Source organism: Fictibacillus sp. FJAT-27399, assembly GCF_001510655.1.
Classification (GTDB): domain Bacteria; phylum Bacillota; class Bacilli; order Bacillales; family Fictibacillaceae; genus Fictibacillus_C; species Fictibacillus_C marinisediminis.
The window spans coordinates 239,023-262,868 of the sequence record NZ_LMVC01000004.1 but is presented as its reverse complement, the minus strand read 5'-3'; the positions used below and the strand labels follow the sequence as shown (position 1 = coordinate 262,868).

Annotated in this window: 21 protein-coding genes; 4 read left to right on the top strand and 17 right to left on the bottom strand. The window is 46.4% G+C overall.

Annotation, left to right across the window (positions count from 1 at the left end):
• Window positions 1-3 precede the first annotated feature (3 nt).
• The 4 genes from AR335_RS17870 to AR335_RS17855 all read right to left on the bottom strand — a co-directional run bounded on the left by AR335_RS17870 (window position 4) and on the right by AR335_RS17855 (window position 3,800).
• A complete protein-coding gene (locus tag AR335_RS17870; RefSeq protein WP_062238410.1) occupies window positions 4-780 on the bottom strand; it encodes a VOC family protein in 777 nt (258 codons plus the stop codon).
• Between the two features lie 150 nt (window positions 781-930).
• Window positions 931-2,409, bottom strand: a complete 1,479-nt coding sequence (locus AR335_RS17865) for a sodium:solute symporter family protein (RefSeq protein ID WP_062238408.1) — start codon at window positions 2,407-2,409, stop codon at window positions 931-933.
• Complete coding sequence (locus tag AR335_RS17860; RefSeq protein WP_062238406.1) at window positions 2,410-2,604, bottom strand: DUF3311 domain-containing protein; 195 nt, start codon at window positions 2,602-2,604, stop codon at window positions 2,410-2,412. It lies immediately after the preceding gene.
• Window positions 2,601-3,800 (bottom strand): M20 family metallopeptidase, encoded by a 1,200-nt coding sequence (locus tag AR335_RS17855; protein WP_062238404.1) that lies wholly within the window; start codon window positions 3,798-3,800, stop codon window positions 2,601-2,603. The genes AR335_RS17860 and AR335_RS17855 overlap by 4 nt, the downstream gene beginning before the upstream one ends.
• Window positions 3,801-4,039: 239 nt before the next feature.
• On the opposite strand from AR335_RS17855, the gene AR335_RS17850 reads away from it, so the two are divergent.
• A complete protein-coding gene (locus AR335_RS17850) occupies window positions 4,040-4,228 on the top strand; it encodes a hypothetical protein (protein WP_062238402.1) in 189 nt (62 codons plus the stop codon).
• 82 nt (window positions 4,229-4,310) lie between these two features.
• Here the strand turns inward: AR335_RS17850 and AR335_RS17845 are convergent, their stop codons facing one another.
• The 9 genes from AR335_RS17845 to AR335_RS17805 all read right to left on the bottom strand — a co-directional run bounded on the left by AR335_RS17845 (window position 4,311) and on the right by AR335_RS17805 (window position 13,585).
• The gene (locus AR335_RS17845; RefSeq protein ID WP_062238400.1) at window positions 4,311-5,267 is read right to left on the bottom strand and encodes an ABC transporter permease; all 957 of its coding nucleotides are present in this window, start codon (window positions 5,265-5,267) and stop codon (window positions 4,311-4,313) included.
• The gene (locus tag AR335_RS17840) at window positions 5,242-6,192 is read right to left on the bottom strand and encodes an ABC transporter ATP-binding protein (RefSeq protein WP_062238397.1); all 951 of its coding nucleotides are present in this window, start codon (window positions 6,190-6,192) and stop codon (window positions 5,242-5,244) included. The genes AR335_RS17845 and AR335_RS17840 overlap by 26 nt, the downstream gene beginning before the upstream one ends.
• A 154-nt stretch (window positions 6,193-6,346) precedes the next feature.
• Window positions 6,347-8,353, bottom strand: a complete 2,007-nt coding sequence (locus AR335_RS17835; protein WP_062238395.1) for a beta-galactosidase — start codon at window positions 8,351-8,353, stop codon at window positions 6,347-6,349.
• A gap of 139 nt (window positions 8,354-8,492) precedes the next feature.
• The gene (locus AR335_RS17830; protein WP_062238393.1) at window positions 8,493-9,572 is read right to left on the bottom strand and encodes a M24 family metallopeptidase; all 1,080 of its coding nucleotides are present in this window, start codon (window positions 9,570-9,572) and stop codon (window positions 8,493-8,495) included.
• On the bottom strand, window positions 9,559-10,572 hold the full coding sequence (gene galE / locus AR335_RS17825) for a UDP-glucose 4-epimerase GalE (protein ID WP_062238391.1): 1,014 nt from the start codon (window positions 10,570-10,572) through the stop codon (window positions 9,559-9,561). The genes AR335_RS17830 and galE overlap by 14 nt, the downstream gene beginning before the upstream one ends.
• Window positions 10,572-11,750, bottom strand: coding sequence for a galactokinase (locus AR335_RS17820; RefSeq protein WP_062238389.1), 1,179 nt, complete (start codon window positions 11,748-11,750; stop codon window positions 10,572-10,574). The genes galE and AR335_RS17820 overlap by 1 nt, the downstream gene beginning before the upstream one ends.
• Before the next feature lie 3 nt (window positions 11,751-11,753).
• The gene (gene galT, locus AR335_RS17815) at window positions 11,754-12,734 is read right to left on the bottom strand and encodes a galactose-1-phosphate uridylyltransferase (protein WP_062238387.1); all 981 of its coding nucleotides are present in this window, start codon (window positions 12,732-12,734) and stop codon (window positions 11,754-11,756) included.
• A gap of 145 nt (window positions 12,735-12,879) precedes the next feature.
• Window positions 12,880-13,080: a hypothetical protein gene (locus tag AR335_RS17810; RefSeq protein WP_062238385.1), complete on the bottom strand. Its 201-nt coding sequence runs from the start codon at window positions 13,078-13,080 to the stop codon at window positions 12,880-12,882.
• 112 nt (window positions 13,081-13,192) lie between these two features.
• Window positions 13,193-13,585: a VOC family protein gene (locus tag AR335_RS17805; RefSeq protein WP_062238383.1), complete on the bottom strand. Its 393-nt coding sequence runs from the start codon at window positions 13,583-13,585 to the stop codon at window positions 13,193-13,195.
• Between the two features lie 160 nt (window positions 13,586-13,745).
• On the opposite strand from AR335_RS17805, the gene AR335_RS17800 reads away from it, so the two are divergent.
• Window positions 13,746-14,948, top strand: coding sequence for an ROK family transcriptional regulator (locus tag AR335_RS17800; RefSeq protein ID WP_062238381.1), 1,203 nt, complete (start codon window positions 13,746-13,748; stop codon window positions 14,946-14,948).
• Window positions 14,949-15,032: 84 nt separating this feature from the next.
• Here AR335_RS17800 and AR335_RS17795 read toward each other — a convergent pair whose 3' ends face one another.
• Window positions 15,033-18,776, bottom strand: coding sequence for a S8 family serine peptidase (locus tag AR335_RS17795; protein ID WP_062238379.1), 3,744 nt, complete (start codon window positions 18,774-18,776; stop codon window positions 15,033-15,035).
• Window positions 18,777-19,023: 247 nt separating this feature from the next.
• Between AR335_RS17795 and AR335_RS17790 the strand changes: the two genes are divergently transcribed.
• On the top strand, window positions 19,024-20,598 hold the full coding sequence (locus AR335_RS17790) for a hypothetical protein (RefSeq protein WP_062238377.1): 1,575 nt from the start codon (window positions 19,024-19,026) through the stop codon (window positions 20,596-20,598).
• 6 nt (window positions 20,599-20,604) lie between these two features.
• The gene (locus tag AR335_RS17785) at window positions 20,605-21,297 is read left to right on the top strand and encodes an OmpA/MotB family protein (protein WP_062238375.1); all 693 of its coding nucleotides are present in this window, start codon (window positions 20,605-20,607) and stop codon (window positions 21,295-21,297) included.
• Window positions 21,298-21,525: 228 nt separating this feature from the next.
• Here AR335_RS17785 and AR335_RS17780 read toward each other — a convergent pair whose 3' ends face one another.
• The 3 genes from AR335_RS17780 to AR335_RS17770 all read right to left on the bottom strand — a co-directional run bounded on the left by AR335_RS17780 (window position 21,526) and on the right by AR335_RS17770 (window position 23,822).
• Entirely contained in the window at window positions 21,526-22,035 is a 510-nt protein-coding gene (locus tag AR335_RS17780; protein ID WP_062238373.1) for a GNAT family N-acetyltransferase, read from the bottom strand.
• A gap of 114 nt (window positions 22,036-22,149) precedes the next feature.
• Window positions 22,150-22,797 (bottom strand): class D sortase, encoded by a 648-nt coding sequence (locus AR335_RS17775; protein WP_062238371.1) that lies wholly within the window; start codon window positions 22,795-22,797, stop codon window positions 22,150-22,152.
• Window positions 22,797-23,822, bottom strand: a complete 1,026-nt coding sequence (locus AR335_RS17770; protein WP_062238369.1) for a processed acidic surface protein — start codon at window positions 23,820-23,822, stop codon at window positions 22,797-22,799. The genes AR335_RS17775 and AR335_RS17770 overlap by 1 nt, the downstream gene beginning before the upstream one ends.
• Between the last annotated feature and the right edge of the window lie 24 nt (window positions 23,823-23,846).

Genomic DNA, 23,846 nt, shown 5'->3' with positions numbered 1-23,846 from the left:
TCCTTACTTAAGATTCAAACCGTTACTTAAAACCAGCTCGTATGGACGTTCGCCTTTTGTATTTAGTAATTCACGCGCATGCCCTTCACCACAAGGGGAACAAAAATGAAGCTCGCAGCCCTCCAGTTCTAGTACAGCACATTCCGCCTGAAGGCCTTCATTGGTATATCCGGTACCTGCGGACAATCCTAGCCAGTCCTGCCAGAGCGAGGATGTTTTCTTCGCATCCTCTACAATGATGGACAAATGATTCATTCTCAAATCCCCTGCCGGATGGCTGCCGATGATACCTTTCTGCCGAAGGTCCGTTTCCCGATCTTTGTCCGGCTGCAGCCAGTCTATGAAAAATGGAGGCAGCAGTTTATCTTCGCTATCATGATTGGTTATGAAAAGCAGCTTCCAGCCTAGAATGCTTCCATCCTGTCGTTTGCGGCTTCCTGGAAGCAGCCTTGTCTCTAACCCTTTCTTCTCCAGCTGCACCTTTACCTCTTCTATTCGATTGGTGCGGATCGCAAACTGGCCTGGTCCCTGTTTGTCAGGCAAATCGCGCAGAAGCTGGCCGATCAAAGGGTTTTCCTTCGCCTGCTGGGCAATCTGCCCATTTTCAACAGCTAAAAACTCTACATAACTCAAGCCAAAATAGCAGAGTGCATTGAAGGTTCCCCAATTTTTATGGCTCCCGCCCAGAGAAGCGTAGAGACCTTGTTTTTTTAAAGCATCAATATGATTGTTCAGTTCTTTATCGGTAAAGTACACAAGATGGTCAAACGCGAATGCCATGTTAACTCCTCCCGAAACTTTTATCTACTCTAAAATTACCAAAGTTGAAGGCAAAAGGAAAAAAATTGGTGCCAGGCACCGCGATTACACACATGTGTAAAGACGGTGCCTGGCACCAATTAAGGCACCAATCGAACCAATTAAAGGAATTTACGCGGTCTGCTCATTACCTGCTTTTTTGCTGACAGCAAGCGGACGTGTAAGGGCACTGACGATGAGAAGGACGATGATGTTGACCAGCAAGGCGACGATGCCGATGTTCAAATCTTTGACTGCTTGGGGGAGCATAGGCAGCAAGATTGCGAGCGTTGTTCCTTTGATAGAAACATAGGCCACCACGGCTACACCGCAGGCAATGCCGGCAAACGCTCCCTGCTTGGTCACGAAGGGCTTTTTCGCCAGACTGAACAGCAGCGCCGGGAACAGCTGGGTAACGAGGCTGTATCCCATCAGCAGCAGCGTAACGATGGTATCTCCGCCTTTAAAGGTGAAGAAAACGGCGATGAGCGCCATGACCGGCACAAGGTATTTTGCCAGCTTGGCCACTTGCTTGTCCGTTGCAGAAGGTGACACCACTTTATAAACATTTTTCGCAAAAAGGGTAGAAGCCGCCATGAGTAGCAGCGAACCTGGAACCAAAGCGGTAAGCAGTCCGGCCGCTCCGATCAATCCAATAACCCACGGATCAAACGTCTGGACAGCAAGCTTGAACAGTGAAAGGTCGCCATCTGGCCCTTTCAATCCAGGAACTTTTAAGATGGCGGCAAACCCGACAAACATGACGAAAAGCAAGACGAGCGAATACAGCGGCATGAAGACTGCATTTTTGCGGAACACTTTTGCATTTTTCGCGGTAAAAGAGGATGCAAATGTATGCGGCCACATATAAAACCCGAGGGCCGTCAATAGAACGGTAGAGATAAACCAGCTGACGCTCATACCTTCGCTCGGCAAAGCAAGAAAGCCCGGCCTTGCGGCTTCGATGGATTCAAACATGGGCTGAAAACCGCCGTAATGGTGGATGGGAAGATATATTCCAAGAAACAGTACAATCGCTAGAATCATGAAATCTTTTAAAACTGCTGTCCAGGCTGAACCGTGGATACCAGAGATCATGACGTACACCGTTACGGTAATTACGCCGATCCACACCGCGGCAACCGGCGAGATTTTTCCATATGAGGCTTCTGATACGATGATTCCCAACCCTTTCAGCTGCAGCACCAGATACGGAATCATAGCGACGATGCCGACAAGGGACACAAATACACCGAGGTAGGGACTTTTGTATTTGCTGACGAAAAAATCAGACTGTGACACGAGTTTGTTTTCATTGGCGTATTTCCAGATTGCGGGAAGCAAAAAGTAGGAAATGACATAGGCAAGTGCGCCGTATGCCAGTATGTATAATGACGGGCCGCCTTTTCCATACGCCCAGCCGCTTCCGCCAAGAAACGTAAACGTCGTGTAGATTTCTCCTGCCATTAAAAGGAACACGAACATCGTACCAAAACCCCGTCCCCCGACGCTCCATTGCTCGAGGTCCATATCTTTTCCCCGTTTGGCACGGACTCCAAGGTACAAGGACAGAATTAAGAACAATGCGAGTATGATCAGTGATGTGTTCATTTAGTGCTCCTCCTTGTTCACCGGATCTATTTTGTAAATAATAGCCATCAAGGCGGCTGTAATCAAGACCCAAAGCAGGATCCAAAACATGAGGAAAGGCATACCCAGTACATAAGGTTCAACCTTGTTGGCAAAAACCAGCCCTCCAAACATCCCGATAAACGGCAATACTGCAATCCAATGAATCAGTTTCATGCGCCAGCCTCCTCTTCGTTTCTGTACAGCATTTTTTCGGCAGCCCGAACAAACATGGCGACTCCTTGCTCTAACGCATCTTCATCAATGGTAAAACGGGCGTGGTGATGCGGGTAGGTAATTCCTTTCGCCTTGTTGCCCGCGCCGGTAAAAAAGAAGCAGCCGTCCGCTTTTTGAAGGAAAGCAGAAAAATCTTCGGCGACCATATTCGGTTTCATCAATTCAACTTGCTCAGCTCCGTATAGTTCTTCAGCTGTCTCGTGAAGGAAGCGCGTTACCTCATCCTGGTTGATCACTGCCCGGTACCCATTCTCGTAGCGGAACTCATAAGCTGCTCCATGAGCGTCGGTTATTCCTTTGATGACCTGCTCCATCAGCTTGGGTGCCTGTTCCCTGACCGCAGGGTTAAAGCTTCTGACCGTCCCGCAAATCTCCACAGAGCCAGGGATGACATTATGTGTCGTCCCGCCGGTAAACTTTGTAACAGAAAGAACAAGCTGCTCCAGCGGATCGGTGTTTCGTGAAACAATGTGCTGAAGGTTGGTCACGACCTGTGAGGCGATTGCAATGCTGTCGATCGTTTGATGCGGAAGCGCTGCATGGCCCCCTTTTCCGTGAACGGTCAGAAAAAACGTATCTGGTGCTGCCATCATAGGCCCATAAACAATCCCGATTTTCCCTACTTCAAGCGGTGACCAAAGATGGGTCCCAATTACAGCGTCTACACCGTCCATCACGCCTGCCTGTACCATCTCCTCGGCGCCGCCAGGGTAAAGTTCCTCTGCATGCTGAAAAATAAAACGGATTTCGCCTTGAAGCTCGTCCTTTTTCTGAGATAAAATTTTAGCCGCTCCAAGCAGCATGGCTGTATGCCCGTCGTGGCCACACGCATGCATGACACCAGGCCTTCGGGATACAAAATCAAAATCGTTTTCTTCCATAATCGGAAGTGCGTCAATATCCGCACGAATGGCAAGCACACGGCCGGGTTCATTGCCTGTCAGTGTTGCCATTACACTGTTCTTCGTTGGACGGGAAAGCTCAAGATTTCCAAACGATTGAAGCATCTGGTAAATAAATTGGGACGTCTGTTCTTCGCTGAATGACAGTTCCGGATACATGTGAAGATGCCTGCGCCACTTCACAACCTGATCTTTTACCCGCTGACTCTCCTTTACTGCTGTTAACGTTCTCATGATTCTCCCCCACCTTCCAATCGATATGAAGGCCATTATATAAGAAGATTAATAGTTTGAAAAGAATAAATATACGGATTTTTCTGATATTTAAACCCGTTCTCATGGTAGGGATGTACTAAGGCGGTGCCAGGCACCTCGATTACACAAGCATGTAACGGCCGGTGCCTGGCACCCACCGCCCCGTTTAATAATTATGATGTTTAGGGAAGATGATAAGAAAAAGGAGGCTGAGGATAATGGATGCGAAACGAGAAAACAACGGCGAACAAAATGACCTGCAGGATCTCAGCAGTAATGGGGATTTTTCCCAAGACGAAGTATATGGGGAATTAGAATTTTCCGATCAGGCAGTCATCAGCGGTATCGTACATCATCTAGTACATCCTGGAGAAGCAGAAGAAGACTGCGAAGAAGAAACCACATAAAAAATGGTGCCAGGCACGCAAATTACACATATGTGTAACCGCGGTGCCTGGCACCATGCATTTGGTACGATGCATTTATTTTCTATGACCTCACATCACGCTTCTGGAAGACGGCAAACGTGATCACAAGGAAGACCGCCGTATAGGCTGCGAGCATGCCCAGGGAGAAGGAAAGTGACATACCTTTAACGAGCTGCATCCCTTCATCAAGATATTGGGTCAAATCCATGTTGGGAAACAGCGTGTATTTTGCCCATGATTTTCCGCTGAATATGGTTGTAAGAATGTTACCGGCAAACATAATGAACATGGAAACACCAATCGCCACAGAGCTGCTGTAAAACAGTGTGGAAATCATGAAGGCTAATGCAACAAGCACGGCGAATTCGATGAATTCCAGCCCCATGTTCGCCAATACATAATGGGAGATCGATTTTTCTTGGACTACCCCATCGACATTCGTCAAATACGGCTGGTCCATTCCCCCAAACCCATAGAATACACTGCCGATCAGCCATGTGGATACGATAAGAACGATCCACAATAAGAAGGCGAATCCAAGGGTAGCCAGAAGTTTGGAAAGCAGGATCTTCCAACGGCTGTATGGCCGGATCAGCAGCATTTTTACGGTACCCTTCGCAAATTCGGTTGCCACAATGTCACTCGCTACTACAATAACAAACAATCCCAATAACGAGGACAGCGGCGAAAAATCTTTCATAAACTTCCAGCTTGTTGTTTCATAAGGAGAGATATCATGCTTGATGGCGTATTGATTCTGTTTATACTCCGTTTCCAATGACTCCCTGAACATTTTGGGCGTTTTATCCTTTTTAGCCTGAGCAATTTCCTTTTTCAGTTCTTTATTCTGGTCCGTCAGCTCTTGCTTCCAGTTTGCTTTTACCGACTCGTCTTCTGTAACCTTGCCGTAGATCGCCACGCCCAAAACGATAAGTATGGGAAGTGCAATAAACACCCAAGTTCTTACCCTGCTGAAAATTTTGACCCATTCATTAGTGACCAGTGACAGAAACTTCATTTAGATCTCCTCCTTTCCTCGTCATTTCAAGGAACCGTTCTTCCAGCGTTTTCTTCTTCAGCTGAATGCCGTATACCATAAATCCTGCCATGACGAGCCTTTTATTAATATCACCGATCTCATCCGGCTGCTGGATCTGTAAAACGAGTTCATTCCCTTCCACCAGAACCGGGATATTCGGAAGCTGTTCACCGAGAACCCCTTTCGCTATTAAAAGTTCGCCATCCACTTTGAAATGTACGGTGGCGTCTGCCTGATCGGTAACGTTGGTTACGTCATCGATCCGAATGAGTTTTCCGTGCTGAATCACAGCGACACGGTCACACATCAGTTCCATCTCCGTTAAAATATGGCTGGAAACGATGACTGAAGTCCCTTGATCAGCAAGCGCTCGCAAATAATTTCGCAAATCATGCCTCCCTTGAGGATCAAGCCCGTTCGTCGGTTCGTCCAGAATTAGAAGTGAGGGATTGTGCAAAAGAGCCTGGGCTCCACCGAGCCGCTGCCTCATGCCGAGCGAGTAGGTTTTTACCTTTTTATGAATGGCATACTCCATTTCCACCAGCTTCACGACCTCATCGATTCGCTCTTTCGTCACTCCTGGCATGATGCGTGCATATTGCATCAGGTTTTTGTAGCCTGTCAAATAGTCATACATTTGCGGATTTTCTACGATGGCCCCGATCTGTTCCATCGCTTTTTCATAGTTCTTGCGGATATCCAGGCCGTTCACCAGGATTTCTCCTTCTGTCATTGAAATCAAACCGACGATCATACGGATCGTTGTCGTTTTCCCCGCTCCGTTCGGTCCGAGCAGTCCAAAGATTTCCCCCTTTTGAACACTGAACGAAAGATTGTCTACTATATTTTTGCCTTTGATCCGTTTCGTTACCTGTTTTAATTCCAGCGTATGTACCGTTTCCATAATTCCTCCCTGTCCCCTGTTTCATCATTTCAGAATTTTTATTTCCGTTTCCAAATAATAACATATCGCACTCTGTTTTACGGGTCAATCTCGTTAATAAAGGTGCCAGGCACGCAAATTACACAAGTGTGTAATTGCGGTGCCTGGCACCTTTTTACTGGATCAAAAGAAAAGAACCTAAAGATTGCAGCCTGACGTCTCCTTTGAACGTTTCACCTGTTATGGCGTCCTTCCAGGTGCCCTTTGGCAAGGAGACCCGGTGACTTGCTGTCGTTGAATGATTCATCAAACATAAGAACTTGCTGCCGGCCTCTCCATCCCGTATTACCATTTCAACATCGTCCGGCAGTTCGATCGTCTGTACGCCAGCCTGAGCAAAAATGTCTCTGTACAGCCGCACAAGAAAATAATCTTCTACCGCTGTACCGATATAATACACGTTGCCTTTTCCGTACTTGTTCTTCGTGATCGCAGGTGTACCTTCATAGAAAGCGTCCCTGTAGACGGCGAGGACCTCAGCCGATTTCGGCTCGATCAAGTCACACCACACTGTGGCCGGCGACATGATGTCCATGATGTTCCCCGCTATTCCCGTTACACGTGTCTGCTGGCCGGTCTGAAGCGACTCGTACTCGTGGACTTCGATGCCTGCAAGCTCTCCAAGTTCTCCGGGAAGCGTCATTTCTGTAACCGCATTGTTCGGCTCTTTCACGCCTGCCCGATAGGAAAGGACCACCGTTCCGCCATCTGCCGCATACTTCTTCAGTTTTTCCGTAAATACCGGATTGGTTAAAAAGTAAACGGGAACGATGACCGTTTTCAGCCCGTCAAGGCTGCTCTCCGGAGAGACCATATCAGTAGCCGCGTTCAAACGGTAAGCACCGGAATAAAAACGAAGCATCTCCTGCTTATGGGTAAACGCATCACTCTGCGGCTGGATTCGCCAAGCCCAGGCATTTTCCACATCGTAATACACACCGACTTCTGCTTTATATTTAGTGGCGATCCACTCATCTCCGAATACTTTCAGAGCATTGAATACCTCTTTCACTTCTTCAAACTTTCGCCTCGGCTTACCGTCGTGATCCAAGATTCCATGGCAGAATTCTTCGGTTCCGAAACGGGCTGCGCGCCACCTGAAATAGACGATCGCCTCCGCTCCCCGTGCAATAGCCTGGTACGTCCAAAGCTTGATGTGCCCTGAACGAGGCAGGTAGCCGATATGGCTCCATCCTTGTGCCCCGGATAGCTCCTCAAGCACCCAATAGCCTTTTCCGTCTTTTGTTGAACGGCAAAGATCATGCTGCTGGGCAATCGCGGCAGGCGGAATCGGTTCAGGTAGACCGCCCCAGACCGGGTAGTTGTCAAAGGATATGAAGTCGAGGTCCTTCGCGATATCCCGCTGTTTTAGGGCAAGTTCGGTAAAGACAAAATTATGGGTGATAAACTGCTGAACTGAAATATGCTCTCTTAAAATATCAGCCTGCAGCTTGTTGTACGCTGTATAGCTGTCTGCGCAAAACCGGTCAAAATCAAGCAGCAGACCCGGATTATGTTCCTGAAATACTTTCCGGGGAACAGGGATCTGCTCCCACGCCGTATAGGTTTGGCTCCAGAAGACCGTACCCCATGCTTCATTTAATGCATCCAGGCTGCCGTATTTGTTGCTGAGCCATTCCTGAAACGCCATGCGGTCTTCATCACCATAGCTGCGGTCCGATTTTTCATGGCCGTACTCGTTATCCGTCTGCCAGCCGATGACATCAGGATGCTGGCCATATTTCTCGGCCAGTTTGCGGACAATTTTTCGGGTGAATTTCTGATAGGTCTTGCTGTTCACCGTATAATGCCGGCGAGCACCGAAAGAAATCTTTACACCGTTCTCATCAACCGGCAAAATTTCAGGATACTGATGCGCCATCCATGCAGGAGGAGTCGCTGTCGGCGTACCGAGGATGATTTTTATCTCGTTTTCTGTAAGCAGATCAATCGCTTCATCAAAAAGGGAAAAATCGTACACTCCTTCTTCCGGCTCCATCAGCTGCCAGCCGAATTCGGCGATGCGCACCACATTAACTCCAAGCTCCTTCATCAGTCTTACATCTTCAGGCCATCTGGATTTTGGCCACTGTTCCGGATAATAATCTACTCCTATAAACATGCCGCTCACTCCTTTGTCTCTCTATTCTTTCACCGAACCGTGCAAAATACCAGAGATAAGCGGTTTTTAAAGCAGAAGTAAGAAAATCAAGATCGGTGAAGTAGGTACGGGACATTCGAACGCTTCTTCAGTTTCTTTCTTATCTAATGAGGATATCCGGCCGTCGCAGTGTTTGTCCTCCGAATGTTACTTCAAGGTAGGGCCATCCCCCGGTTTCGGTCAAAATTTCAGCTTTATTTTGTTGAATGAGAACGGTGTCTTCTGATTTCACACCGGGCAGCGAAGGATTCCATGTGAATACCATGTTTTCCTTCACCTCAGTTTCTGATTCCATTGTTGCGATAAACTCTCTGGAGTCATATCCAGTTGGCCCTCCTTGATGGAGGAGTTTCCAGTCTTCCGGATGGCCCTCTTCCACGTACTGCTGTATCCCTTTTTTGAACACTTCACCAACCGTTGTACCAGGTTTAGTAGCGGTTATAAAAGCCGCATCAATACGAGCGAGTTTTTCTTTATGATCAGACAGTTCCTGAGACAGCGGCCCGAAATGTACAACCCTTGTCAGGTTGGCGACAAGCCCCTCACGCTCACCGCAAATCACCAGCAGCCCATGCTTCTTCAGTTTCTTAGAAGTAGGAACCGGGTGGCGGTAGGAATAGATGCGTTCATCTGTAGCAACAAGCAAAACTTGAAGCCTGATCCCCTTGGATATCGCCTGTTCTGCCACCATCCCGGCAATTTCATGTTCCGTCTGCCCAGGCTCCATCTTCCGGCAAACCGATTCAAGTGACCACGCCGTATCCTGGCACAGCTTGCGGTAACGCTCCACTTCTTGTTCATCCAATATGGATCGAACACGTTTCAGTTCCTCCGTCATGTCGGCATAGTCTTTAAACGGCGTATCCGTCCCCATCCTTTTCCCTTTTCCAAGTTCAGAGATCAGATGATCAGAGCCTTTAAACCACTCATCCGTCACCACTTTAACTTCATGAGAAAAATGGGAGAGTTCTTCTTCCTTTATGCGCCGTTCTTCCATCTTGGTCGTCACCACATAGACCTCATCTTCAAAAATCACAAGATCTGCAACACCTTCCGTGATTCCAAGCACGATCTGGTTCTGGCGGCCGTTTGTTACCCATGAAAAATGGTTCCGTTTTCTCAGCAGTATTCCGTCCAGATGGTTTTCTTTCATGATGTTTCTGATCTTACCTAGAGCCATTGTCCGGACCTCCATCGGCATAACCGTTTGGATGATGGAGATGCCAGTTCCAGGCGTGTTCTACCATTTCATGGACATCAGGATATTTTGGAACCCAGCCCAGTTCATCCTTTGCTTTTTGAGAAGAAGCGATAAGAATCGCAGGATCGCCTGCTCTTCGCGGAGAAGAAACAGCTTCGATCGTTCGGCCTGTAACCGTTCTGCATGTATCGATCACCTGCTTCACCGAGAACCCCTTACCGTTCCCGAGGTTGTATACGCCGCTCTCTCCAGTTCTCTTTAATTTTTCGAGAGCCAGGCAGTGAGCGTCAGCCAGATCCATCACATGGATGTAATCCCGGACACAAGTACCGTCTTCTGTCGCATAGTCCTCCCCGAATACAGAGATATGCGGCCGTTTTCCAAGGGCGGCTTCAAGAATGATCGGAATCAGGTGAGATTCTGGTGTATGATCTTCTCCAATTCCTCCTTTTGGATCGGCGCCTGCCGCATTAAAATACCGGAGAGCGACTGCTTTCAGCCCATAAGCCTGATCTGCCCAATGAAGAAGTCTTTCAATGGCCAGCTTCGTTTCTCCATAAGGATTAGTCGGAAGCGTCCGGTCGCTTTCCTGAATAGGGACGGTCTCAGGTTCCCCATAGACAGCGGCAGTAGAGGAGAAGACAATGTTTTTCACGCCATTTTTCACCATGCGGTCGACCAGATTCAATGAACCCGCCACGTTGTTCTGGTAATAAGAAATTGGATCTGCAACACTCTCACCTACAAGAGAGTTGGCCGCAAAATGTATAACTGCTTCAATGTCATTTTCTGAAAAAACGGTATCCAGCAAGGCGCTGTCATGCAGATCTCCTTCATAGAACGGAACATCCTTCAGCACAGCCTCCCGATGCCCTTTTTGCAGGTTATCCAACACGATGACTTCTTCGCCTTTTTCACGCAGACACAATACGGTATGGCTGCCGATATAGCCTGCTCCTCCGGTTACCAATATGGCCATTATCTCTTCACCTCTTTGATTTCTTTTACACCGTCTCCAATTTCACAAACATAAAAGTCAGGCGATAAACCCGTTTGTTGTTTGTAGTTTGCTGCCACGTTCTGTTTGAATGCTTCTACCTGTCCGTCTTCCACGATGGAAATGGTGCAGCCGCCAAAACCAGCGCCGGTCATTCTCGTACCTATGCAGCCGGGCTGCTGCCCCTGAATGTCAAACAGTGCGTCAAGCTCCAGTCCGGTCACCTCATAATCGTCACGCAATGAAAGATGGGACTCCTTCATATACAGGCCAAACGCAAGTAAATCTCTATTTTCGAGTGCTGCTACGGCTTTTTGAACACGATCATCTTCAGTAACTACATGTCGGACACGCTTTTTAATCGTTTCATCAGCCAGATGGGCTTCCATTTTCTTAAACTGAAGAGGGCGAAGGTCACCGAGTGCATTAACATCCTCTATATGCCTTTGGATGATTTCCAGCCCTTGTTCACACTGTGCTCTTCGTTCATTGTACTTGGAGTCTGCAAGCCCTCTTCTTTTATTTGTGTTTGTGATGACAAGCTTGTATCCTTCGATTTCAAGAGGAATCAATTCAAACTCATAACTCTGGCAATCTAGAAAAACAGCATGGTCTTTCTTTCCGAATCCGACCGCAAACTGATCCATAATTCCGCTGTTTACACCGATAAACTGATTTTCCATCCGCTGGCACAGCTTGGCGAGCTCCAGCATGGGCAGTTCCTCTTTTTCCAATACTGAAAAACCAAGCGCACTGGCCATGCCAATCGATGCAGAAGAAGAAAGGCCCGCACCATTCGGAAGATTGCCCGCGTATAAAACATCAGCCCCTGAGAGCTGGATACCCAGCTTCTGCAATTGCTGCAGGATACCTTTCGTATAATTTGCCCAATCGTCAGCCTTATCATAGACAATGGGCTGTTTTGTATCGATTGAAACCTCCAATGGGAAGTTCTTACTCTTCAAACGGTAGACACCATCGTTTCGCTGGCGAATGGCCATATAGGTTCCAATCGTTAATGCAGCTGGAAATACAAAACCGCCGTTGTAGTCGGTATGTTCCCCAATTAAATTTACGCGTCCGGGTGCAAAGAAAAGTCGTACTCTGTCGTTATTTCCCGGAAAATATTCTTGAAATCGTTTCACCCATTGGTTCTCCACGGCTTATTCCCCCTTACTTTCACTGTAACGCTTGATACATTGGCGCAGGATTTCTGCATTTTCTTCCACTTTGGTTGGATTAGCTGCTGCCCATCCTCCTGTTTCAGAGGAGGAATTAAATTTTAATTTGTCGTGAGCACGAAGCGGAGGATAGAACTCGATGTGAAACCGATAAAAATCCTTATACGGATCATTAGAGTTCGATGGACGCTGATGCATGACCATCATGTAAGGAAACAGCTTGTCATAGATTTTATCCATACCTCCGACAAGTTCTTGAAGCATATCCCCCAGTTCCGTTCTTTCTTCCTCCGTGAATTCGGTCAGTGCAGTCTTCGCTTCTTTGCTGACAATGTAAGCCCCGTACGGATAGTCCGTAAAGAACGGAATGAACGCAATAAAATGCTCACTTTCCAACAGGACACGCTCCCCGAACCGCTTTTCCTCGGCTACCATATCATCAAACATGTTCCGTTGGTTTTCTTCAAAATACTCTTTGCATGCTTCCAGCTCCGTTTTTACTTTTAGCGGAATAAAAGGGTAAGCATACACCTGTCCATGCGGGTGAGGCATTGTAACCCCAACTTCCTCTCCGCGGTTTTCAAAGATCATGACATACTCATGATACGGATCCTGATCCAGTTTGACGAATGTATCCGTCCAAAGGTTCATCAGCTTTTTCATATGATCTTTGGACAAATCAGGAATCGTGTCATAGTGGCCCGGTGAATACAGCACCACTTCGCACTTTCCATACGCTTCTTTCGTCTGATACAACCCGCCTCCTACTCCATCTGGTTTTGGAGGGTTTGGTGAAAGCACAGGAAAATCATTGTGATACAGATGCACCTCATAGTTATCGGGAACTTTCCCGGATCCCGGGCAGAACGGACAAAAGTCTTTCGGCATATGCGGTCTGTTCTGCCGGCTGGCAGCCACCATCGTCCAGTCTTTTAATAAAGGATTATATCTTAGCTCAGCCATACAAGCGCCTCCTGTCTTCTCTTTTTATTAATTTAATTAAATAAGTAGAGGGGTAAAAAAGGGAGATGTGCCCCCCTTTTACTTGTTGATCTTACGGTTTTCATTCTTAATGTTCTGAGAAGCTTCTTTTAAAGACATTTTTCCTTCATCCGTACACCGGCTTGTTGTTAAAGTATTCGTTGTTCTCCTTAAAATAAGGGACCTCTACGATCTGGCCCAGCTTTCTGCACGGGTGTTCATCGCTTATACAGATTTCCCTGATTGAAGATTGCTGAATCAGAGCCCGCGATCCTGAACAGCCGGCAAGCATTCGGGTCAGCAATGCTGCTGCGAGTTTTCTTTTCAACAGGTTTTGTAAACGCCTTCCATGATCGTTAAAAGATACTTTGTTAAATTAAATTATTAAGTTTTAATTAGATTAACACACACTCTATTATTTGCATACTCCCATCTTAATGCTAGTCTTCTCTAGCCGTATAATTGGAGATTTCAATTAGGTTTTCGTCCGGATCTCGAATATAGACAGAGTTAATCCTGCCCGCCGCCCCTGTTCGCAGTACAGGTCCCTCAATAACCGGCACTCCTTTTTGATCAAAGTGAGCGAGTACAGAAGTTAAAGGAAATTCAGTGATAAAGCAGAGGTCTGCTGAACCTGGAGTTGGGGCGTGTGCTTTTGGTTCGAATTCTTTGCCTGCTTGGTGAAGGTTAATTTTCTGGCTGCTGAATTTGAGTGCTTTTCGGTTTTTTTGAAAAGTAATGATCTCCATTCCTAATACATCATTGTAAAAATCACACGTTCTATCAATATCTTTTACGGTTAGAACAAAGTGATCCAAGCTGTTAATCTTCAATTCACTTCCTCCTTTTTGTCCCGGAATCAGGCAGTTTAAAGATATATAAATTTTATCCTATTCTATCGGTTATCGACAGCTTGATGGCTTCTGTTCAGAGCACAAAAATAACGGTATACTATATATTAATTAATTAATTAAATTAACTTGAGGTGTTTTCATGCAACGCGGCACGTTTCAATTGATGAAGTCGTTAAACCGGAACATAATACTGAATAAAATCCGTCTGGATGGACCCATTTCACGTGCACAGATCGCCAAAGAGACGAAGTTGACGCCCCCTACAGTCAGTTCTATCGTAAAAGAGCTGATCGACTCGGGAATGATTAAAGAAAGTGAGCAAGGCGAGTCCAAGGGAGGGCGGAAGCCAACCATGCTGATCATTAATGCCGATAGCTTCTATGTTATCGGACTGGATGTAGGCCCTAAGGACATTAAGACCATCCTGACTGATTTGAACGGCAAGGTGCTTGAGTTTCATGAAAAGGTTCTTTTCAGTCCGCTTTCGAATCATGAGCTGCTCGATATCATGAAAGCAGAGATTCAGCAGATTATGGAGCAGTATGGTGAGGAAGAAGAGAAAGTGATCGGCATCGGCGTAGGGATGCATGGTGTAGTGGATGTGGAGCAGGGCATTTCCCTTTATGCACCAAACCTGAATCTGAGAAATATCCCGATAAAAGAGGAACTAGAGGCCAGATTCAGCCGTACGGTTAAGGTGGAAAATGATGCAAAGGCACTTGCTCTTGGCGAAGTTTGGTTTGGAAATGGAAACGGTGCGGACAGTGTGGTTGCGGTCAACATCGGGACCGGCATAGGAGCCGGGATTGTGATAGATGGAAAACTGTTTCATGGCGAAAACTTTATTGCCGGAGAAATTGGACACATGACGATTGACATCGGCGGAAAGCAATGCAGCTGCGGCAACTACGGATGTCTTCAAACACTTGCAGCCGGCCCTGCCATAGCTGAAAAAGCGCAAAAAGAGGTAGCGATCGGAAGAGAAAGCATCTTACGGGAGATGGCCGATCACGATTTAGAGAAAATCGATGGGAAAATGGTTTACGAAGCAGCACTCCAGGGAGATGAGCTGAGTGTTCAAGTCTTGAAATCAACCGGGATCTATCTTGGGATCGGGCTGACAAACTTGATCCACCTCATGAATCCTAAACGGATTATTATTGGCGGAGGAGTATCCAATGCAGGAGATTTACTGATGGACAGCTTGAAGGAAACGGTTCAAAAGAAGGCGCTGACCGAAGCCGCAAAACATACCGACATCAGACTGTCTAAGCTTGGAAACAAAGCGACGGCGATCGGTGCCGTTTCTCTATTGCTTGTTGAATTGTTTTCGGTGAAATAAGAAAAGCTCCAGGGCGCTGGAGCTAAACATTAAAAAAAGGTGCCAGGCACCCTGAAGGAATCAGGGACCTGGCGCCTTTTTATGTTATTTCTTTGTGATGATTACATTCTTCTCAACCGTGTTTCCGCCAAGGTCTGTCAGTTCAAGATGAACGGTATTTTTACCTTTTTTCAGGGAAACCTTTTGGCTGATTTTCTTCGTTAATGCTCTCTTTGCAAACGGCTCTTTAAAGTAATGGCGGTATGCCGCATTGTCGTTTACGAAGAAGCGCATCTCATCATAGTTGTCCGCAAGCGTAATTTTAAGTGTTGCTGTTTTCGTTTTGCTTGACACTGTTTTCGGTGCATCTACTTTAATCGTTGGAAGAGTTGAATCCACAATCACCTGGCGGCTGAAGGCCACTCGGTTTCCGCTTTTATCAATCGCTTCAACCTTGAACGATTGGATGTTATCAGAAGTATAGGTAATCTTCTTGCTGAAATCATACTGCTGTTTTGGTGCATTCCATACAAGCTTTGCAGGTTTGCCGTCGATCATGAATGATTTCAGTCCAGAATCATCCGTCACATGTCCGGTTACAGTCACTGTTTTGGAAGAAGTGATGGTTAACGCTTCAGGTGAATCCACTGTGACACTTGGTACGCTTGTATCTTTCCCGCTCATATTAACATTTTTCATTACTGAGTTACCTGCATAGTCGTAAGCAGCAAGAACTACTTTCGTGTGGCTAGGAAGGTCATTCAGCTTATATTCGCTTGCAGAAGAATCAAGCGGCTTGGAAAGAACGCTTTTTCCGTTAACTAAAACATCGTAGTAAGCTACGCCTGTTCCTTGATCGCCCGCTGTCCAGGAAAGCGTATGGCTATCTGCATTCCATTTTGCAGTAACAGCAGGATCTTTCGTATCGACATACACAGGGAACAATGCTTTTTGCCACTTAGCTTTCGGATAATCAACCACTGAACTTACTTGGTAGTAATACAATCCGTCTTTTACTTTAGAACCATTCACCGTTCCATCCCAGGCAGCTTCTGTGACAGGAGTATACCCAGGTTCAGAACCGCCGTCATAATAGTTCTTCACCACATCTTCTTGTGTATCCAACTTGCGAAGTGATGTTTTATTTCTGTCAAGGATGGAGTATTCCACTTTTTTCGCGTTTCTTAGGAAAGAAAGCACCGGGAACGCTTCATCATAAAGCCCGTCTCCATCAGGTGAGAAAGAAACTTTATCTTTTAACACATTTTTCAATGCATCGCTTCCAAGGAACTCAAAGTCATCGTTCACTTCAGCAGCCAGGCCTGTCACTCCGTAGAACGTGTTGTCGTCATATACAGGAGCGTCAATGATAGGTGCTTTGTCCCATTTTCCGTGGAAACCAACGTATGGAACGCTTAGCTCAGGATATTTGTTGCCTGCATCTATTAATCTTACAAAACCTTCTACAAAGTAGCCGTTTTTGAAGATTTTGTCGAGCGGCATGTCATTAGCCCAGTCTACGGTATCTTTTAGATCGACCGTAACATTTACAGTTGCTGTGCTTTTCGCTTTGATCGCAATACTGCTCGCTTTCTTAGAACCAGAAGTGAAAGATATCGGGAACGTTCCTCTATTCGGATCCTCTGAATCTCTTGTTCCATTTTTAAAGATTCCATCTGCTTCAAGCAGGTTCATGCCTTGAAGTGCAAGGTCTGTTTGAACATTGCCCGCAAGCTTGTACGTTACGTCTTTGGAGCTGTAGTTTTTAAGATTTAAAGTAAAGGTGAATTTATCGCCTACTTCTTTTACGGCTGCTTTTCCTTCACCTGATTTTGCTTCTGTTACAACCACTGGAGTTTTCATTGCCGCATGAAGGTCCATTAATCCTGCACCTTCAAGGCGTGGAGAATAGTAGTTTCCAGTTTGGCTCTCTGTATTGAACAAGCCATGATCGGCTTGCGGTCTTGATGTGTTCATTAAGATGTTTTTGGCGAGTTTAACGCGGGTTGCCCCTTTAACTTTGAAATCTTTGTCCACTCTTTCCATCACGAGAGCAGCACCGCCGGCAACATGCGGAGCAGCCATGGACGTTCCACTCATCACCCCATATTGGTTGTCGTTAAGCGTTGAATAAATCTTTCCGCCTGGTGCAGTGATTTCCGGTTTAAAGTCAAGGTTCGGCGTTACGCCCCATGAACTGAAATCAGACATCTTTCCTGCATTAGGATTGGTGGCAGAAATGGCTTTGCCGTCAAAAATGACTTCCAGCTTCTTGCCTTCTTTCGCTTTTGCTTCGAGCTGGTTGCCGTCAGCAATGCTTAACGTAACAAGAGGAATCGTAGGCTTGTCGAGAGCCATATTGACGTAGTCGCCGTGATCCACTCTGCCTCGGATAATGACACCTGCCGCCCCTTGTTTTTCAGCTTCATGCTGAATCTTGGCGTAGTTAAAGTCACCGTTTCGGACAACGAAGACCACTTTTCCCTTCACATCTTTGCCTGTATAGTTAGGCGGGCTGCCGTCACCGACATAAACAACTTCCATCTTATCTTTATCAAACGTGTCGATTGGATTTGGAGATTCCTGCTTTTGGTAAGCAATGTATCCCATATCCGCTCCGTCTACTTTTAAGTTCATGCCTTCAAGTGTAAGCTTTGTGTTTTCAAGTGAAGCAACTTGAAGAGCTTGTCCGATCAATCCAGGAGATCCAACAACGCCTGTATCCGGATTAGACGGATAAGGGCTGCCCGCCCCATGTCCTGCGTAGGCAGAGTTACCTGCAGAAATGGCACAAAGGATGCCGTTGTTTGTTGCGTTCGTGATGGCTTTTTCCTCAGGATCATCATGCTGAACGAAACCAGCTGTCGATCCAAGGCTCATGTTGATGACATCCGCACCGAGGGCAATCGCATCGTCAATCGCTTTAATGTAAATATCACTGAACGTGGATGGCATTCCAGGATCGTTTCCGAATACTTTAAGCGCTAAAAGCTGTGCTTCAGGAGCTACACCTTTAATTCCGCCATTGTCTTCGTCTCCGTTAGCTCCTACGATCCCTGAAACGTGCATGCCGTGCATGGAAGCACCAGGGCCAAGATCGCGGATTTCTTTGTCGTGGTCCGCATAGTTGTATCCGTAAGGTACTTTTTCAGTGAAGTAGTTTCCTTTCAGTCCTTTGGAGTCTTTAAGGCCGTTCACTTTCCCGGGTGTCAGCTTCACTTTTGTATCAGGGCTGAGCACCATATCTTTATGTGAAGGATCGATGCCGGTATCGATAACAGCCACGACCGTTCCTTCTCCTTTATATCCATAGTCCTGCCATGTTTCTTTTGCATGGACGATATCCTTGCTGTACAGCATGTTCGGCTTGTCCCCGTTAATTGACTCTGGACGTTTATATTCATGCGAAATATGTACATCTTTCACACCGTCAAGCTTTTCGATATCTTTAATATCACCATATTTGACTTCACCGCTGAAGCCGTTAAGTACGGTTGTAAAGCTTTCCTTATACGATACCGGGATGTCTTCCTTCTCGATGTCCTCTTTCACTTCTTTTTGTTCATTGGCCAATTTTTTGGTAAGCGCCGTTTTTTCGCTTGTGCTCAAAGCACTGTAGCGCTTGTTTTGAGCCTGTGCGTACTGAATCGCTGGTTTTTGATCAAGTTCGACGACCACTCGAACCTTATCGTTTTTGCCGTATTTCTCTTCCTGAGGCAGTTTTTTCAGATCAAGGCCTAGAGGCTTTGTTCCCGCTGCCTTGCTGTGAGACGGCAGATTCCCCTGAGCATATGCCAGGTTGGAAAACGTCATGATAAATGCTGTCATCAACGCAATCCGTTTCTTCATCCAGTTTCCCCTTTTCCGTGGTTGTATTTTTTCTGGGTGAATGATCATGCTGCTTTAAAAAACCAAAATTTCCATAATTTTAGTTTAATTCCATTATTCAGAAATCGCAATTTATATTTATTTTTTTTGATTTCTTTTTTTGGGTGCCATTTTTGGGTGCCAGGCACCGTGCGTTACATACTTGTGTAATAGCGGTGCCTGGCACCTCATATGCTTGTATGAATGGAAACGGGGAGGGATGGACAGCATGGATTCGTTGACGATGGCCGTTGTGGGAGTGATTTGCTTTCTTGTTTTTACTGGTTTGGTGGGATACGCCCAGACAGGATACCGCCTGAAGATGTGGATCAGAGAACTTCAGGAGCTTGAATCACAGGGAACTGCACAGCCGCGGTCCCGCTGGATTCAGCGTGTTTGTTCGGATTACAGGCAGTATCATCTATCAGGAGTCTCCTCATTGAATTCACAGGCGCTGATTGAAAAGCACCTTTTCCAGGAACGCATTCCTCTTCTTGGACTGATGCGCGTTCCTGTTGGAAATATCCAAAAGGTTCTGCAGCAGCTGCCGGCTTTTACGATTATTCTCGGTGTGCTCGGCACCTTTATCGGCCTCACTCTATCTCTCCTGTCCATGCAGGATACACTGTTCAAGCTCGGAAGTTCTGCCTCTGGCCCGAATATGACCATGAACTCCATCATCTCATCCTTAACTGCTCCTTTTGAGGGAATGAGCGTTGCTTTTATAACAAGTATCGCGGGTATAGGAGGAGCCCTTATCCTCAATATTCTCCAGACAGGCTTTCTGTCCAGGGGATCTTCCCTTACGTACCTGCAGGGCAAGGTGATGTCGGACTGTGAAGTTTACCTGGACCATGCCTTCAACTGTCTTCTTTTACAGGAAAAGCCGCAGGATTCCGCCGAACGGCTGCTTGATCGCCTTGCAGCCAAAGTTGAGGAGAGCTTCCAAAAAAGCGTGGGCCATTTTGGAGCCTCTATGACAGAATTTACAGCTGGATTAAAAACCGCCATGGAGGACGTAAAAGGAATCTATGAAGCACAGCGTCTTCACAGTGAATCGTTTGCGGCTTCTGCAACAACTCTTGAACAGTTCGGCCTGCAGTTCCATAAAACCATTGAAAAACAAGATTCCATGCATAAAGCGGTCGACCAAAGCATTTCGGTGCTGGCCGCCCAGATCAAATCATTTGAACAGCAGCTGCAAAAAAGCACGGAACGCCAGAATGCAGGGCAGCAAACATTTGAGCTCCTGATCCAGCGTTCCGATAAAGTGCTGGCTGAATCACAGCGCCGCTCAGAAGAATTCGCCGGAAACATGGCACGCGCCCTTCAGGAACAGCTTCAGCACTACGCTAATCAGCATGATGCACTGGAGAGCAGGCTGGGACAGAAACAGGAGGAATGGTACTACCGCTATTCCGAAAAACAAGGAGAATACGGCAGAGCTGCCGCTGACTTCGCATCCTCTGTCCAGCAGCTTGAAAAGGGCTTCTATAATGCCGTTGAACATATGAAGCGTGACTTTGTCGAGCAGATTCGGAATGTGCTGGAGCGAGAACGGCAGCTCAGCCAGCAATCCGGTCCGCAGCGAGGCGATGATATGAGAGAACTTGCCCGTACCCTTGAGAACCTTTTCCACGGGCTTTCCCGGGATTTTACGAGCAGCAACCGCACCCTTGGCGACATGTATCATCTTCTTCAGCGCATGTATCAGACGGCTATGGATAATCAGACCGTCTATGACTCCCGTGACCGGGACAATGAGTCAAGGCTTATCAGTTCGCATGAAATTAAAAGGCGGTGATGAACCGTGCGCGCCCGGAAAAACGTTTTTGCAGAACAGCACCAGGAAGAAATCTACTGGCCCAGCTTTACGGACATGATGGCCATGATGGTGCTCATCATGATTTTCATTGCCATACTCGCATACGTCCAAAGTATTTATAACGCCTATGATCAGTCACAGATCAAACAAGAACTGCATCAGGTAGCGGATGTTAAAAAACACATCTCGGACCTGATTGAAAAACAGCTTGAACAGAATGTAGGAAAAGATAAAGTTGTACGCGGCCCGAACAATACGATCTCTGTAGAAGGAAACATATTATTTGATACGGGGAGCGCCGAGGTCAGCGCACAGGGCAAGAAGGTACTGAACCCATTGGCTGATGCACTCGCCGCCATTATCGACGAGAAGGATATGAGTAAATATCTTTATATTATCCTGGTGGAGGGACATACCGATTCGGTACCGTATGACAACTGGTCCCTTTCCACAGAGCGGGCAGTTGCGGTTGTAAAATATCTCGCCAAAGCCAATCCGAAACTTGCACGCCTGCCATATGCCCAGTACCTGGCCGCCACAGGATACAGCGAATACAAGCCGATCGCCAAAGGAAGCTCAGCAGCAGCCCTGCAAAAAAATCGCCGGATCTCCTTTCAAATCATTTTAGATGATGATAAATGGCAGAATAAGCTGAAGGATATTGTTAATCAGCAGTAACAGAGTCATTCCGAAGTCTTTAAGGGAATTGCTATCGACTCGTGCTTGCCTGAACCCGTTTACTTGCGGTTCGACACGTATTACTTGCGGAAACTGCTCTATTACTTGCGATTCGACAAGCTTTACTTGCAGAAATCGTCGTGTTACTTGCGGTTCGACAAGACTTACTTGCAAAACACATCATTTTCATAAAAACGCACTCGCCCATCAAAAAAACGAAGGGAACGCTTATCCCTTCGTTTTTTCTGTGTTCAGCATGAGCTGGTAAAAGTGAACATCCTGCCACTCATCAAATTTGTAGCCTACTTCTTTAAAGTTGCCGGCAAATTCGAAGCCAAACTTTTTATGCAGTTTTACACTCGCTTCGTTTCCGCCCGTAATGCTGCTGATTACGGTATGGTAGCCAAGATCAGCCGCCCTTTTCAGAATATCCTCCATTAAGGCATTGCCGATCCCTTGGCCGCGGAATTCAGAAGATATGTATAATGATAATTCAGTTGTGCGGGAATAGGCCGCTTTATCTCTGAACGGGCTAAGACAGCAGTATCCCGCCACTTTGCCGTCCAGTTTCGCAACAATCAGCGGAAAGTCGCCGCCGTATTTTTCAAACCAAACCTTTCGTTCTTCAAGTGTCTGCTCTTCCAGATCAAATGTAGCCGTCAGCGTTTTTATCGCATCATTATATATGTCCAAGATAGCTGGCAAATCGCGAAGAAGTGCCTCTCTTATATTCACCATGATATTCCTCCTCATGACTGTTATCTTGATGGTCTATGTTTACTGTACCAGAGTTTTTCCGAGAACGACAAAACAAAAACGAAGGGAAATTATTCCTCCCTTCGCCATATCTCTCTATTTCTTTGAACGTTCTGATGAGATCAGAAAAGCTTCCAATATATATCGCTTTGGAGCGGCACCAATATAATTGAACGGATAGCACGTACTGACCGTTAACACCGCGCGCGGTTTTGGAACGATCACCGTGCGGTCATCTTTGTCCACGATTCGAACCTTCCTTACTTTATACGTAAAGGTTCCGGCTGATGTCGTCACTTCAAGTTTGTCGCCTTTTCCTACTTTTCCGAGGCTGCGAAACACAGTGTCACGGTGGCCGGAAAGAACAGAGTTGTCCTTTTCACCAGGAAGAACGCTGTCTTTAAAATGGCCGACTCCTTTTTCCAGTTCATCTTCATTCGTTCCATGATAGATTGGCAGTTTCGCTTCCAATTTTGGAATGTAAAGGGTGCCCATCTTTTCCCCAATCGCTGGACGTTTGGCGTAAAGCGGTGCTTCCTGATTTTCTTTCTTTGTGTCAGCCAGCTTTTTCACAGGTTCGTGCAGTGCTTTTGATTCCACTTTTTCGCCGGCAAAATAACCGCGTGCGTAACTGATGATATTCTTCGAAAACATACCCATGCCGATGAGAATGATCACAATTGAAAAAGAAAGAAGAACAGCCTTTCTGGGCCGTCTTCCTCCTTCTCTCTGTCTGCGTTTCATTAGGACATCCTTGCTCTTCTGTATAGGAATAGCCCTGCTCCAGCAATCGCCAATCCCGCAAGTGCATCGTCAAGATGGTTGGAAGCTGTCTTTGGCAATTTGCCGCCATTTACGGTTCTTGGCTTTTTAGCTATAGGCGCTGGTGCTGCCAATTTTACTTCTTTTTTAACGGTTTGCTCTACCTTGCCTACTGTCGTTGGGACGGATTTAACATCGTCTGACGTGATTTTCAGATCTGCCAGCATTTTTCCGTTCAAATCGAACAGCTGAATCAAAAGATAGTCTCCGTCCAATACTTTCATCTGCATCAGCTCTCCGGCAGATACCGACATTTTCTTGCTGCCGTCTACGATAAAGAAGTTGGCTTTCATTTTAAAGATAGACATGAGCTCTTCGAATGCTGTACCCACTTCCTGGATCTGTGCTTTTGTCGGATGTTCCGGGTCGATGCTCATCATGCGCTCAGCAATGGACTCCAGTCTTTTTTCTGTGTCTGGAGAGTTTAGGTCGTTTTCAATGGACATGAGGTGATCCTGCAGGTTTTGAATCTCAGCCTGAGTCAAATCTATTTCTGCCAGAGCCCCTTCAATTTCTTTTTGAATTTCTTCAAAATCAGGCATTTCTTCATCAGGTGCCTGAAGGTCGGAAACCGCAAAGTACAGGTCATCTACATAAATATAATCCTCGATGGCTTCTCCGTTCTTCGCTAAAAGATCCTTAAGCTGCTGTTCGTTCAAATCTAAATCAGTATAGATCTCATCAAGATTGCTGTTATCGCTCTTGATGACAGCCCCGAGCGTTTCTTTCAGTTCATTGATGTCCTCAAAATCTGACAGCTCCATCCCCGCATAATCGGACAGATAGTTTTGGTAATCCTCTTTGCTAATTTCATAGCCGCGTTCATTGCTGATTTGTGCGAGATAGGCTGTAAGATCAGCATCCTTTATCCCTGCTGCAAACGCGTTCGCAGGCATAAAATAAAAGGCTAAGAGAACAGCCAGCAAGCTTAATAGAATCTTTTTCATTCGTTCCTCCTAAAGTATGTTAGT

Bases quoted from the DNA above. Each gene is read 5' to 3' on its own strand.
- AR335_RS17870 (WP_062238410.1), bottom strand. From the start codon at position 780: ATGGCATTCGCGTTTGACCATCTTGTGTACTTTACCGATAAAGAACTG.
- AR335_RS17865 (WP_062238408.1), bottom strand. From the start codon at position 2,409: ATGAACACATCACTGATCATACTCGCATTGTTCTTAATTCTGTCCTTG.
- AR335_RS17860 (WP_062238406.1), bottom strand. From the start codon at position 2,604: ATGAAACTGATTCATTGGATTGCAGTATTGCCGTTTATCGGGATGTTT.
- AR335_RS17855 (WP_062238404.1), bottom strand. From the start codon at position 3,800: ATGAGAACGTTAACAGCAGTAAAGGAGAGTCAGCGGGTAAAAGATCAG.
- AR335_RS17850 (WP_062238402.1), top strand. From the start codon at position 4,040: ATGGATGCGAAACGAGAAAACAACGGCGAACAAAATGACCTGCAGGAT.
- AR335_RS17845 (WP_062238400.1), bottom strand. From the start codon at position 5,267: ATGAAGTTTCTGTCACTGGTCACTAATGAATGGGTCAAAATTTTCAGC.
- AR335_RS17840 (WP_062238397.1), bottom strand. From the start codon at position 6,192: ATGGAAACGGTACATACGCTGGAATTAAAACAGGTAACGAAACGGATC.
- AR335_RS17835 (WP_062238395.1), bottom strand. From the start codon at position 8,353: ATGTTTATAGGAGTAGATTATTATCCGGAACAGTGGCCAAAATCCAGA.
- AR335_RS17830 (WP_062238393.1), bottom strand. From the start codon at position 9,572: ATGGCTCTAGGTAAGATCAGAAACATCATGAAAGAAAACCATCTGGAC.
- galE (WP_062238391.1), bottom strand. From the start codon at position 10,572: ATGGCCATATTGGTAACCGGAGGAGCAGGCTATATCGGCAGCCATACC.
- galT (WP_062238387.1), bottom strand. From the start codon at position 12,734: ATGGCTGAGCTAAGATATAATCCTTTATTAAAAGACTGGACGATGGTG.
- AR335_RS17800 (WP_062238381.1), top strand. From the start codon at position 13,746: ATGCAACGCGGCACGTTTCAATTGATGAAGTCGTTAAACCGGAACATA.
- AR335_RS17795 (WP_062238379.1), bottom strand. From the start codon at position 18,776: ATGAAGAAACGGATTGCGTTGATGACAGCATTTATCATGACGTTTTCC.
- AR335_RS17790 (WP_062238377.1), top strand. From the start codon at position 19,024: ATGGATTCGTTGACGATGGCCGTTGTGGGAGTGATTTGCTTTCTTGTT.
- AR335_RS17780 (WP_062238373.1), bottom strand. From the start codon at position 22,035: ATGGTGAATATAAGAGAGGCACTTCTTCGCGATTTGCCAGCTATCTTG.
- AR335_RS17775 (WP_062238371.1), bottom strand. From the start codon at position 22,797: ATGAAACGCAGACAGAGAGAAGGAGGAAGACGGCCCAGAAAGGCTGTT.
- AR335_RS17770 (WP_062238369.1), bottom strand. From the start codon at position 23,822: ATGAAAAAGATTCTATTAAGCTTGCTGGCTGTTCTCTTAGCCTTTTAT.